This is a genomic window from Kribbella sp. NPDC050820, from assembly GCF_040653975.1.
Taxonomy (GTDB): domain Bacteria; phylum Actinomycetota; class Actinomycetes; order Propionibacteriales; family Kribbellaceae; genus Kribbella.
In genome coordinates, this window is record NZ_JBFAHB010000045.1 from 49888 (window position 1) to 65166 (window position 15279).

General features: G+C 68.2%; 13 protein-coding genes. 10 read left to right on the forward strand and 3 right to left on the reverse strand.

Annotated features, from left to right (window positions below):
* Positions 1-81: 81 nt before the first annotated feature.
* Together AB0H36_RS30875 and AB0H36_RS30880 are read right to left on the reverse strand one after the other, a co-directional pair.
* Positions 82-1509 (reverse strand): HAMP domain-containing sensor histidine kinase, encoded by a 1428-nt coding sequence (locus tag AB0H36_RS30875; protein ID WP_360531347.1) that lies wholly within the window; start codon positions 1507-1509, stop codon positions 82-84.
* Between the two features lie 4 nt (positions 1510-1513).
* Positions 1514-2200: a response regulator transcription factor gene (locus AB0H36_RS30880; protein ID WP_360531350.1), complete on the reverse strand. Its 687-nt coding sequence runs from the start codon at positions 2198-2200 to the stop codon at positions 1514-1516.
* Between the two features lie 105 nt (positions 2201-2305).
* On the opposite strand from AB0H36_RS30880, the gene AB0H36_RS30885 reads away from it, so the two are divergent.
* Together AB0H36_RS30885 and AB0H36_RS30890 are read left to right on the forward strand one after the other, a co-directional pair.
* Positions 2306-3544, forward strand: coding sequence for an SMP-30/gluconolactonase/LRE family protein (locus tag AB0H36_RS30885; RefSeq protein ID WP_360531353.1), 1239 nt, complete (start codon positions 2306-2308; stop codon positions 3542-3544).
* A gap of 43 nt (positions 3545-3587) precedes the next feature.
* A complete protein-coding gene (locus tag AB0H36_RS30890) occupies positions 3588-5762 on the forward strand; it encodes an MMPL family transporter (RefSeq protein WP_360531356.1) in 2175 nt (724 codons plus the stop codon).
* Positions 5763-5807: 45 nt separating this feature from the next.
* Here the strand turns inward: AB0H36_RS30890 and AB0H36_RS30895 are convergent, their stop codons facing one another.
* Positions 5808-6794, reverse strand: a complete 987-nt coding sequence (locus AB0H36_RS30895; protein ID WP_360531359.1) for a LysR family transcriptional regulator — start codon at positions 6792-6794, stop codon at positions 5808-5810.
* A 150-nt stretch (positions 6795-6944) separates the two neighbouring features.
* Between AB0H36_RS30895 and AB0H36_RS30900 the strand changes: the two genes are divergently transcribed.
* From AB0H36_RS30900 to AB0H36_RS30935, 8 genes are all read left to right on the forward strand, one after another.
* Positions 6945-7691 (forward strand): hypothetical protein, encoded by a 747-nt coding sequence (locus tag AB0H36_RS30900; protein ID WP_360531362.1) that lies wholly within the window; start codon positions 6945-6947, stop codon positions 7689-7691.
* Positions 7684-8700: a D-2-hydroxyacid dehydrogenase family protein gene (locus tag AB0H36_RS30905; RefSeq protein ID WP_360531366.1), complete on the forward strand. Its 1017-nt coding sequence runs from the start codon at positions 7684-7686 to the stop codon at positions 8698-8700. Before AB0H36_RS30900 ends, AB0H36_RS30905 begins: the two co-directional genes overlap by 8 nt.
* Positions 8697-9485, forward strand: coding sequence for an SDR family oxidoreductase (locus AB0H36_RS30910; RefSeq protein ID WP_360531369.1), 789 nt, complete (start codon positions 8697-8699; stop codon positions 9483-9485). Before AB0H36_RS30905 ends, AB0H36_RS30910 begins: the two co-directional genes overlap by 4 nt.
* A gap of 44 nt (positions 9486-9529) precedes the next feature.
* Positions 9530-10810, forward strand: coding sequence for an MFS transporter (locus AB0H36_RS30915; RefSeq protein ID WP_360531372.1), 1281 nt, complete (start codon positions 9530-9532; stop codon positions 10808-10810).
* Between the two features lie 113 nt (positions 10811-10923).
* On the forward strand, positions 10924-11328 hold the full coding sequence (locus AB0H36_RS30920) for a RidA family protein (RefSeq protein ID WP_360531375.1): 405 nt from the start codon (positions 10924-10926) through the stop codon (positions 11326-11328).
* Positions 11329-11563: 235 nt separating this feature from the next.
* Positions 11564-12385: a DUF4397 domain-containing protein gene (locus tag AB0H36_RS30925; RefSeq protein WP_360531378.1), complete on the forward strand. Its 822-nt coding sequence runs from the start codon at positions 11564-11566 to the stop codon at positions 12383-12385.
* Complete coding sequence (locus AB0H36_RS30930) at positions 12382-13038, forward strand: class F sortase (RefSeq protein ID WP_360531381.1); 657 nt, start codon at positions 12382-12384, stop codon at positions 13036-13038. Before AB0H36_RS30925 ends, AB0H36_RS30930 begins: the two co-directional genes overlap by 4 nt.
* 185 nt (positions 13039-13223) lie before the next feature.
* Entirely contained in the window at positions 13224-15272 is a 2049-nt protein-coding gene (locus tag AB0H36_RS30935) for an MMPL family transporter (RefSeq protein WP_360531383.1), read from the forward strand.
* Positions 15273-15279: the final 7 nt, after the last annotated feature.

The window sequence follows — 15279 nt, forward strand, 5'->3', positions numbered from 1 at the left end:
TCGGCGGCGACGGGGCCTCGGTCGGCCGGTCCACCGCAGTCCTGTACCACCTCGCAGCCAGAGTGACCCACGTCGGCCCCCTCACTGTCGGTTGACCACCTTCGTCGTCCACGGTGGTGCGCCGTTCGGGGATGGAAGAGTGATCCGGACTGCGAGTCCGCCGCCTGGGGAGCGGGTGGCGTGGACGGCGCCGCGGTGGGTGGCCACGATCGCGGCCACGATCGAGAGCCCCAGCCCACTGCCGCCAGACCCGCGAGAGCGGGAGACGTCGTGGCGCCAGAAGCGGTCGAAGACGCGATGCAGCTCGTCGTCGGGGACACCCGGGCCGTCGTCCGCGACCTCGATCACGACGCCGCCGCCCTGGCGGCCCGCCGACACGACGGTCGCGGTTCCGGGCGGAGTGTGCACGCGGACGTTGTCCAGGAGGTTGGCGATCACCTGACGTAGCTGATCAGCGTTGACGCGAACGATCAGCGGAGCGTCGCCGACGTCCAGCGTTCGGGTGCGCGTCGGGTCGACCGCGTTCGCGTCGGCGATCGCTTCGTGCAGGACCTCGACGAGGTCGACGTCGGCCGTCGCCGGCGTCAGGTCCTCGTCCAGCTCGGTGAGGAGCTGGAGGTCGGCGACGATGCGGCGCATCCGCGAGGCCTCGGCGAGGGCGCGGCCCATCGAGCGGCGGTGCTGCTCGTGGCCGGCGAGGGCACCGTCGAGATCGAGTTGCAGGTAGCCACTGATGCTGGTGAGCGGCGTCCGCAGCTCGTGTGATGCGTTCGCGACGAATTCCCGCAGGCGTGCCTCGGACTGTGTCCGGATCGCGAGCGACGCGTCGACGCTCGCCACCATCGCGTCGAGCGCCCGCGTCAGCCGGCGGAGCTCGGCGATCCCGGCCGGCACGGAGAGGGTCCGATCGGCGTCGCCACCGGCGATGGCCTCGGCGCGCTCGGTCAGGCGCTCGATCGGACGGGTGCTGCGCCGAATCCACCACCACGACATCAGCGCGAGTACGCCGGCGCCGCCGGTCGCCAGCAGCGTGAAGGTGCGGGTGAGATCGTCGACCAGCTCCCCGAGGTCATCGACCGGCGCGGCCACCACGAGCGACCGGTCGCCGCCGATGTCGACCGTTGTGTAGCGGTACTGCGAGCCGTCGGCCGCCTCGGCGTACTCGACCCCGCCCAGGGCCGCCAGGTCGCCGACCGCGAGCTCGGGCGGAGGATCGGGTGCGCCAGGTGGACCGGAGGTGGCGAGCACCTTCACTCCCGAGCGGCCGACGAGCACCAGAGCGTACGCACGGTCACCGAGCGCGCCGACGGACTCCAGTGCGCCCGGGATCAGCTCACCGCGGGGAGTGACAACGGAGGCGCGGATCGCCGGCAGATCCGCGCGGAGCCTGGCGTCGATCCGGTCCCGCAACGCGATCTTGGCCGCCGGGATCGCCACGAACCCCACCGCGACGAACGTCGCGAGCGTGGCCAGCAGGATCCCGAGTGTCAGCTTGGTGCGCAGGTGCATCGGATCAGTCCTCGGGAGCACGCAGCGTGTAGCCGACGCCGCGGATGGTGTGGATCAGCGGAGGGCTGCCGCCGACGTCGATCCGGCGACGAAGCGCGCTGATGTAGGTCTCGACGACATGCCCGTCGCCGTCGAAGTCGTACCGCCAGACGCGCTCGAGGATCTGCTGCTTCGACAGCACGAGCCCGGCGTTGGCCAGCAGGTAGCGGAGCAGATTGAACTCCGTTCGCGAGAGGTCCACCCGTCGGCCGGCCCGGCGGACCTCGTGCCGGTCCTCGTGAAGTTCCAGGTCCGCGCAGCGCAGTCGGCCATCGCGGCGCAGGCGTCCGGCTCGGTGCAGCACGGCGCGGATGCGAGCGACAAGTTCCTCGAGCACGAACGGCTTGGTGATGTAGTCGTCGCCACCGCGCCCGAAGCCTTCCAGCACGTCGCGGCTGGCCGCACGCGCGGTCACGAAGATGATCGGGACACCCGCGCCGTCCGCGCGCAGTCGCCGGCAGACCTCGAAGCCGTCAAGGCCGGGCATGAGCACGTCGAGCACGACGACATCAGGCGAGCCGGCGCCGATCTTCGCCAGGGCCTCGGAACCGTCACTCGCGACGCTCGTCTCGAAGCCCGCGTACCGCAGCGCCGTACCGACCATGTCGCGGATGGCGTCGTCGTCGTCCACGACGAGCACGTGTGCAGTCATGAACGAACACTAGAGCGCGTCCACCTCAGTGCCACCTCAGAGTCCGGAGGATCCTCTGAGGTATCCAGGAGACGCGGCTGAGGAGCGTGCGATCTTCTGTCGTGCATGACAAACACCACCACCATCACCACCCCGTCACGGCGGGCCGTCCGGCGCGCTCTTCGGCGTGGCGCGCCTGCCATCGCCGCCCTGCTGACGATGGCGTATCTCGGCATCGACGACTCGGTCGCGACGCAAGCACGCCCGGCCGACCGGCCTCCGCTGCCGCGCACCGAGCCCTCGGGACCGGCGGTCGACCATCAGCGCTCGGAGTTGCCCGCCGACTGGGAGCCCCAGCTCTGGACCGATCTCCCGCCGCGGCCGGCGTTGCTGGGGCCGCTCGCCGTCAACGATCACATCACCAACGCCACGATCATCGGGGAGGACGAGCTCCAAGGCGCCGAGGACATCGCCCCGGGGCTGGACGGCCACCTCTACACGGGCACCGCCGACGGCGGCATCTGGCGGATCAGCATGAACAGCAAGGGAGAGGCCCGGCGGGTCAAGCGCGTGGCCACCGTGGCCGGCCGCCCACTCGGACTCGACGCCTACTCCCGACACATCCTCATCGCCGCGGTCGCCCGGCAGGGTGTGATGGCCATCGACACGCGCACCGGGGAGACATGGGTCCTGACCGACCGTCTCGACGGCAGACTCATCTTCTTCCCCGACGCCGTCTCGGTCGCCACCGACGGCACGATCTACTTCACGGAGGCGAGCACGGTCTACCTTCCCGGGTTCCCCAACGACCTGCTCGACGGCCGCCCGAACGGCCGGCTACTGCGCTACGAGCCGACCACCGGTGTGACCGACGTTGTTGCCGACGGCCTGTACTTCGCCAATGGCGTCCAGGTCGACCCGGATGAGCACTACGTGCTGGTGGCGGAATCCTTCCGCACCCGATTGACCCGTGTCTGGCTCCGAGGCAGCCGGGAAGGGACGACCGAGCAGTTCGGCCCGTGGCTGGTCAACGGGCCGGACAACATCCGGCTGGACGACCGGGGCCGCGTCTGGATCGGGGGAAGCGACCTGCGCAGCGACGAGGTCGACGCCGTCTTCAGCAGCGAGGCTGCCCGGCGCGCCCTCGCTGCCATCCCGCCGGACCAACTTGGCTCCGTCCGCCGTCCGTACGGGTTCGCGATGGTACTCGACCGTCACGGCAGCCCGATCTTCAGCTTCCACGACACAACCGGCCGGTTCCACTCCGTCAGCTCGGTCCTGCCCCACGGCCGGACGATCACCTTCGGATCGTTGACGGATCGCGGCGTGGCCCAGGTCCCGATGCCGGCCGAGCTCACCCGTTGATCCTCCGGCCCACGTTCCCCTGCCCTTTCTTGGAGCTCCGCAAATGCTGCATCGCCTCGGTACGTTCATCACCTTCCACGCCCGAGCCGTCCTGCTGGTCACCATGCTGTTGTCGACCGGAGCCGCCGTCCTCGGGGTCGGTGCCTTCGGCAAACTCGCCGGCGGCGGCTTCGACGATCCCGGCTCCGAGTCCAGCCGGGCCATGACCCAACTCGCCGCCAGCTTCGAGGGCCGGGCCGACCTCGTCTTCGTGGTCGACGCCCGCCGGGCCGTCGACGATCCCGGTGTCACCGCCGCTGGTACCGACCTGACCCGCCGGATCGCAGCCGAACCGGAACTCACCGGCGTCGCGTCGTACTGGACCACCAGAGCGCCGGCGATGAAGTCGGCCGATGGGACCAAGGCACTGGTGGTCGTCTCGACCGGCGGCGACCTCGACTCCCGCGACGAGCTCACCGCTCGCTTGATCAGCGACTACGGCGGTGAGCGGGCCGGGCTCAAAGTCGACGTCGGCGGCGAGGCCGGGGTGAACCACGACGTCAGCGGCCAGGTCGGCCGCGACCTCGCGACGGCCGAGGCCATCGCCGTGCCGATCATCCTGGCGCTGCTCGTGCTCGCGTTCGGCAGCCTGGTCGCTGCCCTGCTGCCGCTCGCAGTCGGGGTGGTCGCAATCTTCGGTACCTTCGCGGAGCTCTCCCTGCTCGGCTCGGTCACCGACGTCTCGATCTACGCGATCAACCTGACCACCGCCCTCGGGCTCGGGCTGGCGATCGACTACGCACTGCTGATGGTCAGCCGCTATCGCGAAGAACTGGCCAGGATCCCGGATTCCGCAACCGACCCGCGCGCCGCCTCGCACGCCGCGGTCGTCCGGACGGTCGAAACAGCTGGGCGCACGATCGTCTTCAGCGCCATGACAGTCGCCGTCGCACTGGCCGCGCTGCTCATGTTCCCGTTGTTCTTCCTGCGGTCCTTCGCGTACGCCGGGATCGGCGTGATCGTGATCGCGATGGTCACCGCCCTCGTAGTCCTGCCGGCCCTGCTGACCGTGCTCGGTCCGCGAGTCAACGCGGGCAGGCTGCCATGGCTCAAGGGTGCCCCGACGACTGTCGCGCCGTTCTGGGGGCGGCTTGCCGGATTGGCAATGCGCCGACCGACGCTGGTCGCGTTGCCGGTGGTCGCCGGATTGCTGCTGCTGGCAACTCCGCTACTGCATGTCGAGTTCGGTACGCCGGACGATCGCGTGCTGCCGACCACGGCGACCAGTCGCGTCGTCGGTGACGCACTGCGCGATGATTTCGGCACCGACGACACGAACGCGGTCGAGCTGGTCAGTTCCGAAGCGGTGGGGACGAGCGCCGTCCGGACCTATGCGGAGGACCTCTCGCGGCTGCCACACGTCGTACGGGTCGAGTCCGCGGCAGGAGCGTTCGCTTCAGGTAGGCAAGCAGGGCCGGCCGATCCACGGCTGACGGCCGACGGCATCCAGAGGCTGTCCGTGATCACAGACGCGGATACGCGGTCGGGCGAGGCGCGGGCGCTGGTCGACGCGGCGCGCGCGTTGCCGGGGCCGGGCGAATTCCTGGTCGGAGGGACGACGGCGCGGTTCATGGACAGCCAGGAAGCCATCGGATCGCGACTGCCGCTGGCGGCCGGGCTGATCGCGCTGACCACATTCGTGTTGCTGTTCCTGTTCACCGGGAGTCTGCTGCAGCCGTTGCGTGCGTTGGTGCTGAACGTGGTTGCGTTGTCGGCGACGCTCGGGGCGATGGTGCTGGTGTTCCAGGACGGATGGTTGTCCGGCTGGCTGGGGTTCACGCCGTTACCGTTGGACACGAGCATGCTGGTCCTGCTGTTCTGCATCACCTTCGGGCTGTCGATGGACTACGAGATCTTCGTGCTGAGCCGGATCAAGGAGCAGCATGACGAGGGAGTCGCACTGCGCGAGTCGGTGACCACAGGGCTGGCCCGGAGCGGGCGGATCGTGTCGATGGCGGCGATCATCCTGTCGGTCAGCTTCTTCGCCTTCGGCACCAGTTCGGTCAGCTTCATCCAGCTCTTCGGAATCGGGTCTGGGCTCGCCGTCCTGGTCGACGCGACCCTGATCCGCGGCGTCCTCGTCCCGACCGCGCTTCGCCTCCTCGGGAGCCGGGCCTGGTGGTCACCTCCGCAACTCCGCGCTCTGCACACCCGAATCGGCCTCACCGAGTCGACCTGACCCCCGCTGTGCGTCCAGCTCAGCCCTAACAACATCAGTCCCGCATCACCCCCTGGCCCAGGAGGGTTCTGCTTCAGCAGGCCTGTCCTGGCCAGGGGGTGATGGCGCCTTCCTTGCCCCATTTGCGCCTCCACAGACCTCGGCGACGAGTGAGCGGAACCACTGGTGAGCGGGATGGGCCTGCAGCCGTTCGTGCCAGACCAGCTTGTAGATCAGCTTCTCGGTCTCGAACGGCAACGGGCGGACCACCAGGTCGTGTTGCTCGAGGATGGTGCGGCCCGGGCCATCGATGAAGCCGCTCGGCACGCAGGTGAGCAGATCGCTCTCAGCGACGATCCGCAGTGCGTCGGCGAAATGGTTGACGACTGCGACGATCGCTCGCGTGCGGTCCTGCAAGCTGAGCCAGCCGTCCACCGCGCCGAGGTCGGTCCCGGATGGCGTCACCAGCACGTGCGAGGCGGCGGCGAAGTCGTCCAGGCTCATGCTGCTCGTCAACGGATGGACGCTCTTCATCACACACATGTATTGGTCTGTCCGTAGGCCGCGCGCGTGCATGCCGCGGGGAATCGCCGGGAACATGCCCACGGCACAGTCCAGCGTGCCGCGCTCGATCCCGTCCAGGGAGCCGGCGTTCGTGTGCAACGAGAAGGCGATGCGGGCGTACGGCGCCGTGGACCTGAGCTTCAGGGTGATTCCGCGGACTCCCTCTGCGGCGAGGGGATCGGTGACAGCGAGCCGGAAGGTCGTCGGGTCGGCCCGGGGATCGAAGTTCTCGGGTGCGATCGAGGCCCGGATCACGGCGAGGGATCGATGCAGCTCCGGCCACATCGCCAGCATCCGTGCCGTCGGCTGGACACCGTTGGCGACCTTGAGGAACAACTGGTCGTTGGTGAGCTTCCGCGCCCTGCGGAGGGCATTGCTGACCGCCGGCTGGCTCATCGACAGGTTCGCCGCGGCACGGGTCACGTTCCGCTCCAGCATGATCGCCTCGAGAACCACGAGCAGGTTCAGATCGATGCGGGCGTTATTCATGTGGTTGATGATGAACCCCCTCGACTCTCTATTGGACGGTCGGGGTGACTGGGCTCACGCTATCAGCACGAACTCGCATGAAACCGGCTCACTCGAGACCGGCTCGACAGCGGGCCGACCGGTTTCCACGACGCCCTAAGGATTCTTCACATGAATGATGTTCCTGCTGGAGACGTGCTCCCGAAGCTGACCGGAAAGATCAGCCACGAGCGCATCCGTCTTCTCCGGACGCCTCGGCCGCCGCTAGGCGTCATCGAGGGCTTCCAGCGCCTCGCGGACGCGACCAGCGTGGTCTCGGACATCATGGACGAGCTCGGGATCACCGGCGTGGTGGGCGCCTCGGTCCTCAAGCCGACCCTGCCGACCGCCAAGATGGTCGGACCTGCGCTGACGGTGCGAAACATCCTCCAGGCCGAGCACGTGTACGAGACCGCCCGCGGTCACGTCAACCGGATGGCGGAGTTCGAGGCACACAACCTGGCGCTGCCCGGTGATGTCGTCGTCATCGATGGCGTGGCCGGCATCTCCAACATGGGTGGGATCTCGGCACAGACCGGAAAGCGGCAGGGCGAGGCGGGTGCCGTCGTCGCCGGCGGCATCCGCGACCTCGGTCACTCACGGCGGGTCGACTACCCGATCTGGGCCGGCGAGATCACCCCCGTCACGGGCAAGTGGCGCATCGAAACGGTGGAGATCAACGGCGACGTCCAGATCGAGGGCGTTCGGGTCTCCCCCGGCGACATCGTCGTCGCCGACGAGACCGGCGTCTGCTTCATCCCCATCCTGCGGGCAGCCGAGGTGCTGGCACTGGCCGTGCGGAAGGCCGCCCTCGAGGAGCGGAAGCTGGCCGCGATCGAAGCTGACACCCCCGTTGCCGATCTGCCGACGAATGCGTGACGCGATGACCGATGCCGGCCGGAAACTGCGGATCTCCATCCTCGACGACTACCAGGACGTCGTCCGGACGCTCGACTGCTTCAGCAGACTACGCGGGCACGACGTCACGATCTGGAACGACTCCGTTGCCGACTTGGCTCTGCTCGCCGAGCGCCTGGCCGACACCGAGGTGTTGGTGCTCCTGCGGGAACGGACCAAGGTCGGAGAGCCACTTCTGAGCAGGCTGTCGAAACTTGAGTTGATCAGCCAGAACGGCCACGTGCCGCACATCGACCTCGCCGCCTGCACCCGGCACGGCGTGCTCGTGTCATCGGCCCTGACCTCGCGGCCGTCGTACCCGACCGTTGAGCTCACGTGGGGCCTGATTCTGGCCGCCATGCGCAACATCCCGTTCGAGAGCGCGGCGCTGCGCGCGGGCCGCTGGCAGTCCACGATCGGGGCGGGCCTGCACGGCCGGACGCTGGGCATCTACGGCTTCGGTCGCCTCGGCTCGATGGTGGCGCGGATCGGCGCGGCCTTCGGGATGGACCTGCTGGTCTGGGGACGGCAGGGATCGCTCGACCGGGCGACGGCGGAAGGGTTCCCGGTCGCGCAGAGCAAGGAGGCTTTGTTCGAGGACTCGGACGTGCTCAGCCTGCATCTCCGCCTGAACGCAGACACCATCGGCCTGATCGGTCCCACTGAGCTGGCCTTGATGAAGCCGACAGCGCTGCTCGTCAACACCAGCCGGGCGGAGTTGATCCGACCGGACGCGCTCGTCGCCGCCCTCCGCGCCGGCCGGCCGGGCAAGGCAGCGATCGATGTGTTCGAGCACGAGCCATTGACCGATCCGAACAACCCGCTCCTGCAGCTGCCGAATGCCCTCTGTACGCCGCACCTCGGCTACGTCGAGCGCGACAACTACGAGTTCGCCTACGGCAACGCCTTCGACCAGGTCGTGGCCTTCGCCCAGGGCACCCCGATCAACGTTCACAACTCCGAGGTGCTGACGCAGGAGGATCCGAAATGAAGCTCGAGCTCGACGGGAAGGTCGTACTGGTCACCGGCGGCAGCAAGGGCATCGGTCTCGCCTGCGCCCGCGCCTTCGGCAGCGAAGGGGCTCGTGTCGCGATCGTGTCGCGCAGCACCGCCAACCTCGAGGCCGCGCAGGAGATGTTGGCCACCGACGGTATCACCGTCACGACGTTCTCGGCCGATCTGTCGGACGTGACAGCGGCGGAGCAGGCAGTCGCGGCAACCGAGGAGCAGGTCGGGCCCATCGACGTACTGGTCAACTCGGCCGGCGGGGCCACGCGAGTACCTCCGGATGAGCTGACACCCGACAAGTGGCGGGTGGCGATGGACGCCAAGTTCTTCACGTACATGAACGTGATGGACCATGTCCTCCCGCGGATGGTTGCCCGGCGCAACGGCGCGGTCGTCAACATCATCGGCACCGGCGGCAAGGTCGCCTCCCCGATCCATCTCCCCGGCGGAGCCGCGAACGCCGCACTGATGCTGGCCTCCGCCGGGCTGGCCGCGGCGTGGGGCCACGCCGGCGTACGCGTCAACGTGATCAATCCCGCGGCGACCATGACCGACCGGGTCCAGATGTCCCTGGCGGCCGAGTCGCGCATGACCGGGAAGTCCCCCGAGGAACTGCTTCGGCGAAACCAGCAGCGGATCCCGCTCGGGCGGTACGCAAATCCCGACGAGGTGGCCGACGCGGCGGTCTTCCTGTGCAGCGCACGCGCGTCGTACGTGACCGGTGCCTCGCTCACGATGGACGGAGGTCTGACACCACTCGTCGTGTGAGGAGGGATGAGTACGAGAGATCATCACAACTTGGAGGCACCAGCATGTTCAAGTGGTACCGCGAGCTGACGAAGCGCGAGCGCAACACGTTCTGGGGATGTTTCGCCGGATGGGCAGTTGACGCGATGGACGCGCAGATCTTCAGCTTCGTCCTCCCCGTGCTGATTGCGACCTGGGGAATCACCACGGCGGAGGCCGGCTATCTGGCCACCGCGACGCTCCTCTCAGCCGCCGTCGGCGGCTGGGCGTGCGGCTTCCTGGCCGACCGTTACGGACGCGTCCGCGTCATGCAGTTCACCATTCTCTGGTTCGCAGTGTTCACGTTCATCGCCGGCTGGGCGCAGGACTTCGAGCAACTGATCGTCATCCGTGTGCTGCAGGGCCTCGGCTTCGGTGGTGAGTGGGCCGCCGGTGCGGTGCTGATGGGCGAGATCATCCGGGCCAAGCACCGCGGCAAGGCGGTCGGCTCGGTACAGAGCGGATTCGGCATCGGCTGGAGCGCCGCCGCGATCCTCGCCGGAGTGGTTCTGGCACACGTCCCGGAGGAGTACGGCTGGCGGGTACTCCTCATGATCGGCGTACTGCCCGGCCTGCTCGTCGTCTACCTCCGGCGCAAGCTCGAGGAGCCGGAGCTGTACCAGCACAACCGCGCCAGCCTTGCGGCGCAGGGTCACCGGCGTCCGGGGCTCGGGGCCATCTTCGGCCGACAGACGCGGTCGACGACCATCCTGGCGTCACTCCTGGCCTTCGGCGTGATCGGCGTCGGCGGTGCCATCGTGAACTGGCTGCCGACCTTCATGAAGACTGTCCGGCACCTGTCGCCGAGTGCCTCCGGCTACTACGTCTTCCTGGTCACCGGCGGCTCCTTCTTCGGCTTCCTTGCCAGCGCTTACCTCGCCGACACCATCGGCCGGCGCAGAACCTTCCAGCTGTTCCTCGTCTGCTCGTGGCTGGTGACCGTCGGGTACATGTTCCTGCCGCTGTCCGGCTGGGGGCTGATCCTGATGGGGGTGCCGTTCGGCTTCTTCACCATCGGCAACTACGCCTCGCTCGGCCCGTTCTTCACCGAGCTGTTCCCGACCGCGATCCGCGGCAGCGGGCAGAGCTTCGCCTACAACTTCGGCAAGGCGGCCGGAGCGCTCGCCGTCACCTGCATAGGCATCCTGGCGCAATGGATCTCCCTCGCCGAGGCCATCGGCCTGATTGCTCTGGTGGGCTACAGCATCGCGATCGTAGCCACTCTGGTACTTCCTGAGACCAAGGGCCTCGAACTCGAGCCGGGCCTCGCGGCGGCGACCGAACGAGCGCCCGCACTGCCTGAGTAATCCGCTCTGCGACAGGAGCCGCAGGTCCCGGCACCGGACCGGCCACCGGACAGGAGGTGGCCGGTCCGGAACCATGCGACAACCCTCTACACCGCGATCCGAGGAGAAGATCGATGACCGTCCCGACATCCACAACCAAGCGCAAGAGTGTCACCGTCGACGGGCTCGCCCACCGCTACCCAGTGCCCAACGCAAGCCGGATCGGTGACCTGCTCGTCTCGGGTGCGATCCACGGCGTAAGCCCCGAGACACACGAGTTGCCGGAGGGGCTGGTCGCGCAGTGCGCAAACGTGTTCGCGAACCTACGCGCCGTCGTCGAGGCAGCCGGCGGCAGCACGGACGACATCATCAAGGTGACCGTCTACCTCCGCGACCGCGACAACCGGGACGCCCTGAACGAGGAATGGACCCGCATGTTCCCGGACCCCGCCTCCCGACCCGCCCGGCACTCACAGCCGCTGCTGATCGACGGACCCGCTCTGATTCAGTGCGACTTCATGGCAGTCCTCGGCCGGTAAGCATCAAGGGCCCGAGACCCGGTCCGGCCTCGGAACGGAACTCTCATCCGGCCGGTCGCCGGACCGCCGCGGCACACTCATGCTCGAGGCGCTGGCCGACGTCGATTCCGACGACCGCCGCGGTTCACGGCCATGGTGCGCCGGCTTTGCGAAAGTTTTGCACAAGTTCTGCATCCAGGTCGCGGCCGTCGGCGGAAGGACAGGCAAGAAGCTCGATTCCCAAGGAGGGATTTGCATGTCTGTTCGTCGATTCGCCGCCCTGGCAGCGACAGGTCTGCTCGCCGCCGGTGTGCCCGCCGTCGCGGTGACATCCGCTCAGGCCAAGCCGACAGCCGATGCTCACGTTTCGGTACTGCACGCAGTACCGGGCGCGACCGTCGACGTCTACGCGAACGGCAAGGCCCTGCTGACCAACTTCAGGCCCGGCACCCTCACCGACCCGGTTCGCCTGCCGGAGGGCAGCTACGACCTCAAGGTGACCGCTGCCGGCCAGACCGCGGCGCTCATCCAGGCCAACGACGTAGCCGTTCCGGGTGGAGCCAACATCACCGTTGTCGCACACCTCAGTGCCGCCGGGAAGCCGGTCCTGACGCCGTACGTCAACGACACCTCGAAGCTGGACCCCGGCCAGGCCCGGATCACCGTTCGGCACGACGCCGCGGCGCCCGCCGTCGACGTTCGGGCCGGCGGCAAGCCGGTGTTCGAGAACCTGGTGAACCCGAAGGAGGCGAAGGCCGACCTGCCGGCCGGCACCGTGAAGGCCGATGTCGTCCTGGCCGGCACCTCGACCGTCGCGATCGGTCCAGCCGATGTGAACCTCGAGGAGGGCACCAACACGATCGTCTACGCGTGGGGCAGCGCGAACGACAAGAACCTCAAGCTCGCCGTCCAGACGATCTCCGGCCTGCACGGCAACCCCTCCGGCGTCCCGGGCGGCACCGGCGGTCAGGTCGCGTCGGCCGACACGCCACTCTGGCTGGTCGGCGTGCTCGGCTTTGCCGGCCTGGCCGTTGTCGGAGCAGGTACGGCGGCAGTCCGAGTCCGTTCCCGGTCGTGACCAACCATCGTCGTGCGGCCGCCCTCGTGGTGGCCGCACTGACTCTTGTTCTCCTGCCGGGCTGTAGCCCTCCGGGCTCGACGGTCACAGCGTCGAAAGACAGTTCGAGGCCGAGCAGCCCGTCACCGAGCAGTACGGTTACGACCGCCGGCTCCGGCAGCAGTGTTCGCACGCGGTCGGCCACCCTGCCGACCGCCGAGCCATCGCCGTCGGCGCCGTCCCGGGTCGTCATCGAGGCGGCGGCACTGGACATCTCGGTGCGGCCGGTCGGCGTGGCCAAGGACGGACAGATGGAGCTGCCGCCGGACCCAAGGGTCATCGGGTGGTACCGCTTCGGTCCGGGACCGACGGACGATCAAGGCACGGTCGTGCTCGGTGGACATCTGGACAGCAAGGAGTACGGCGTCGGCCCCCTGGTCCGCCTTCGCCGTCTCGACCGGGGTGACCTCATCACCGTGCGTTCGGGCGATGGTTCAACTGTCCGATATCGAGTGCGGCAGGTCGACGACATCGCGAAGAAGAAGCTGCCTGTCGACCAGCTCTTCGCTCGGGAGGGACCACCTGTTCTGAAGATCGTGACCTGCGGTGGCCCCTACGACCGCAACGACGGAGGATACCGCGACAACCTGGTCGTAACGGCGACTCCCGCGTGATCCAGCCGGCTCGAGGCGAGCCGCCCAGCGATCTCCATCCGCCCAGGCACTGAGCTCGGTCGACGATCGGTGCCCGGCGGCGTGCAGACGAGCGCCGCGACTACTTCTTCGAAGTCTGCAAAGACCGAGCTTCATCAAGTCTCACTCTGCTCTGGAGAGCCACAGTGTCTGGTTCGCGTTGGTACTTGAGGTCTCGCCTGACCGCGCTCCTCGTCGTGGTGGCGGGCATCGTGTTCGCCACTGCGGTGTTGCTGGTGCCTGCAGCGGACGAGGCGTCTCCGCGCTCGAGTACAGGCCTCGCCACCTCGGCGGAGTCAGCTGAGGTCGAGCAACTCCGTACTCAACTCCCCGCATCGGATGCCACGTCGGCCCTGGTCGTATTCAGTCGGTCGGATCAAGCAGCACTCAGCCCGACGGACCGAGCGGCTGCGCAGGAGAAGGCCGGCAGTCTTGGCTCCCGAGTTCCGCTGCAGGTGTCACAGGACGGCCGAGTCGCGCTCGCGGTCCTGACCCTGCCTGCAGCGGACGACGAAGCCACCGCCCAGAGGGTGGACTCCATCCGGGCAGACCTGTCCGGTCTGCCCGACGGACTCTCGGCGGACGTCACCGGACCTGCGGCCTTCACCACGGACCTGACGCGGGTCTTCGACGGCGCTGACGCTCGGCTGATCCTGGTCGCGGCCGGTGTCGTCGCCGTACTGCTACTCCTCACCTACCGAAGCCCTGGTCTGGTTCTGATACCGCTCCTGGTCGTCGGCTTGACAGAGCAGGTGACGAGAGGCGTCTCCGAGCAGGTTCTGTCCGGGCTCGGGATCCCGAGCGGCGGGCCCGTCACCGGTATCGTGAGCGTGCTCGTTTTCGGTGCCGCGACCGACTATGCCCTGCTCCTGATCGCCAGGTACCGCGAGCAGCTTCGGGCCTCGGAGCAGCCCTTGGATGCGATGAGAATCGCAGTACGGCGCGTGTCCGAACCGATCCTGGCCAGCGGCGGCACGGTGATCGGCGCGCTCGCGCTTCTCCTGCTCGCAAGCACCGAGACACTGCAAGGCATCGGAATCGCCTGCATCATCGGCATCACGTTCGCGGTGGTGTCGGGACTGGTCATCCTGCCCTCGGCACTCGTCCTCTTCGGCCGCCGAGTGTTCTGGCCTCTCATCCCACGCACAGGCGACCCGGCCACCGAAGGCAAGCTGTGGGGACGTCTCGGCCGCGGTGTGGCGCGCCGGCCGGCGACGGTTCTGCTGCTCTCGACCCTTCTCCTGGCTGGGCTCGCCCTCGGAACGTTCGACGTACGAACCGGTCTCGCGCAGAACGAACAGTTCCGGGCGGAGCCTGAGGCGGTCCGCGGCGCGAAAGTCCTGGCCAAGGCGTTCCCGGCCGGCGCCACCGAGCCGCTGATCGTCGTCGGTCCCGCCGACAGGGTGGACAGCATCGCCCGAGCCTTGACCGGGGTACCCGGCGTTGCCGACGTACGGCCGGGAAGCCGTGACGACCGGCTCGCCCAGTACGACGTCATCCTCGAGACCCAGCCTGGCACCGAGGAGTCGTCGGCCACGGTGCGCGAGCTCCGCGACCGACTCGACCAGGTCGACGACCGAGTCCTGGTGGGTGGTGGACCCGCCGAGAGCGTGGACGTTCAGCAGGCGGATCAGCGTGACCGGCTGCTGATCATGCCGTTGATCCTGCTCCTCGTGGGCCTCGTACTCATTGCGGTCCTCAGATCTTTGGTGGCTCCGTTACTGCTGCTGATCACCGTGGTCGCCTCCTTCTTCGCCAGCTTCGGGGCGAGTTGGCTGTTGTTCGACCACGTTCTCGGCTTTCCGGCACTCGACGGTTCAGTCGTCCTGCTGTCGTTCCTGTTCCTGGTCGCGCTGGGCGTGGACTACAACATCTTCCTCAGCACCCGCGCTCGTGAGGAGGCTTTCGAGTCCGGCACTCGCGAGGGCATGCAGACTGCGCTCCGGGTCACGGGTGGCGTCATCACCAGCGCAGGTCTGTTGCTCGCCGCAGTGTTCGCCGTTCTGGGGGTCCTGCCGCTGATCACCCTGACCCAGGTCGGCGTCATCGTCTGCGTGGGCGTACTTCTCGACACTCTCCTCGTGCGGACTGTCGTGGTCCCGGCGTTGGCATTCGTCCTGGGCGATCGCTTCTGGTGGCCAGCTGTGCCGCGCCGGGGATCCGCCGCAATCCCTGGCGAGTCCGCGCATCCGGTCGCGGCGGTTGCAGAGAAGTAGTTGTCGA

What these genes read in the sequence shown, in the direction of transcription:
- AB0H36_RS30895 (WP_360531359.1), bottom strand. Translation starts at nt 6,794, where the DNA reads ATGAATAACGCCCGCATCGATCTGAACCTGCTCGTGGTTCTCGAGGCG.
- AB0H36_RS30925 (WP_360531378.1), top strand. Translation starts at nt 11,564, where the DNA reads ATGTCTGTTCGTCGATTCGCCGCCCTGGCAGCGACAGGTCTGCTCGCC.
- AB0H36_RS30885 (WP_360531353.1), top strand. Translation starts at nt 2,306, where the DNA reads ATGACAAACACCACCACCATCACCACCCCGTCACGGCGGGCCGTCCGG.
- AB0H36_RS30920 (WP_360531375.1), top strand. Translation starts at nt 10,924, where the DNA reads ATGACCGTCCCGACATCCACAACCAAGCGCAAGAGTGTCACCGTCGAC.
- AB0H36_RS30910 (WP_360531369.1), top strand. Translation starts at nt 8,697, where the DNA reads ATGAAGCTCGAGCTCGACGGGAAGGTCGTACTGGTCACCGGCGGCAGC.
- AB0H36_RS30900 (WP_360531362.1), top strand. Translation starts at nt 6,945, where the DNA reads ATGAATGATGTTCCTGCTGGAGACGTGCTCCCGAAGCTGACCGGAAAG.
- AB0H36_RS30880 (WP_360531350.1), bottom strand. Translation starts at nt 2,200, where the DNA reads ATGACTGCACACGTGCTCGTCGTGGACGACGACGACGCCATCCGCGAC.
- AB0H36_RS30905 (WP_360531366.1), top strand. Translation starts at nt 7,684, where the DNA reads ATGCGTGACGCGATGACCGATGCCGGCCGGAAACTGCGGATCTCCATC.
- AB0H36_RS30875 (WP_360531347.1), bottom strand. Translation starts at nt 1,509, where the DNA reads ATGCACCTGCGCACCAAGCTGACACTCGGGATCCTGCTGGCCACGCTC.
- AB0H36_RS30890 (WP_360531356.1), top strand. Translation starts at nt 3,588, where the DNA reads ATGCTGCATCGCCTCGGTACGTTCATCACCTTCCACGCCCGAGCCGTC.
- AB0H36_RS30915 (WP_360531372.1), top strand. Translation starts at nt 9,530, where the DNA reads ATGTTCAAGTGGTACCGCGAGCTGACGAAGCGCGAGCGCAACACGTTC.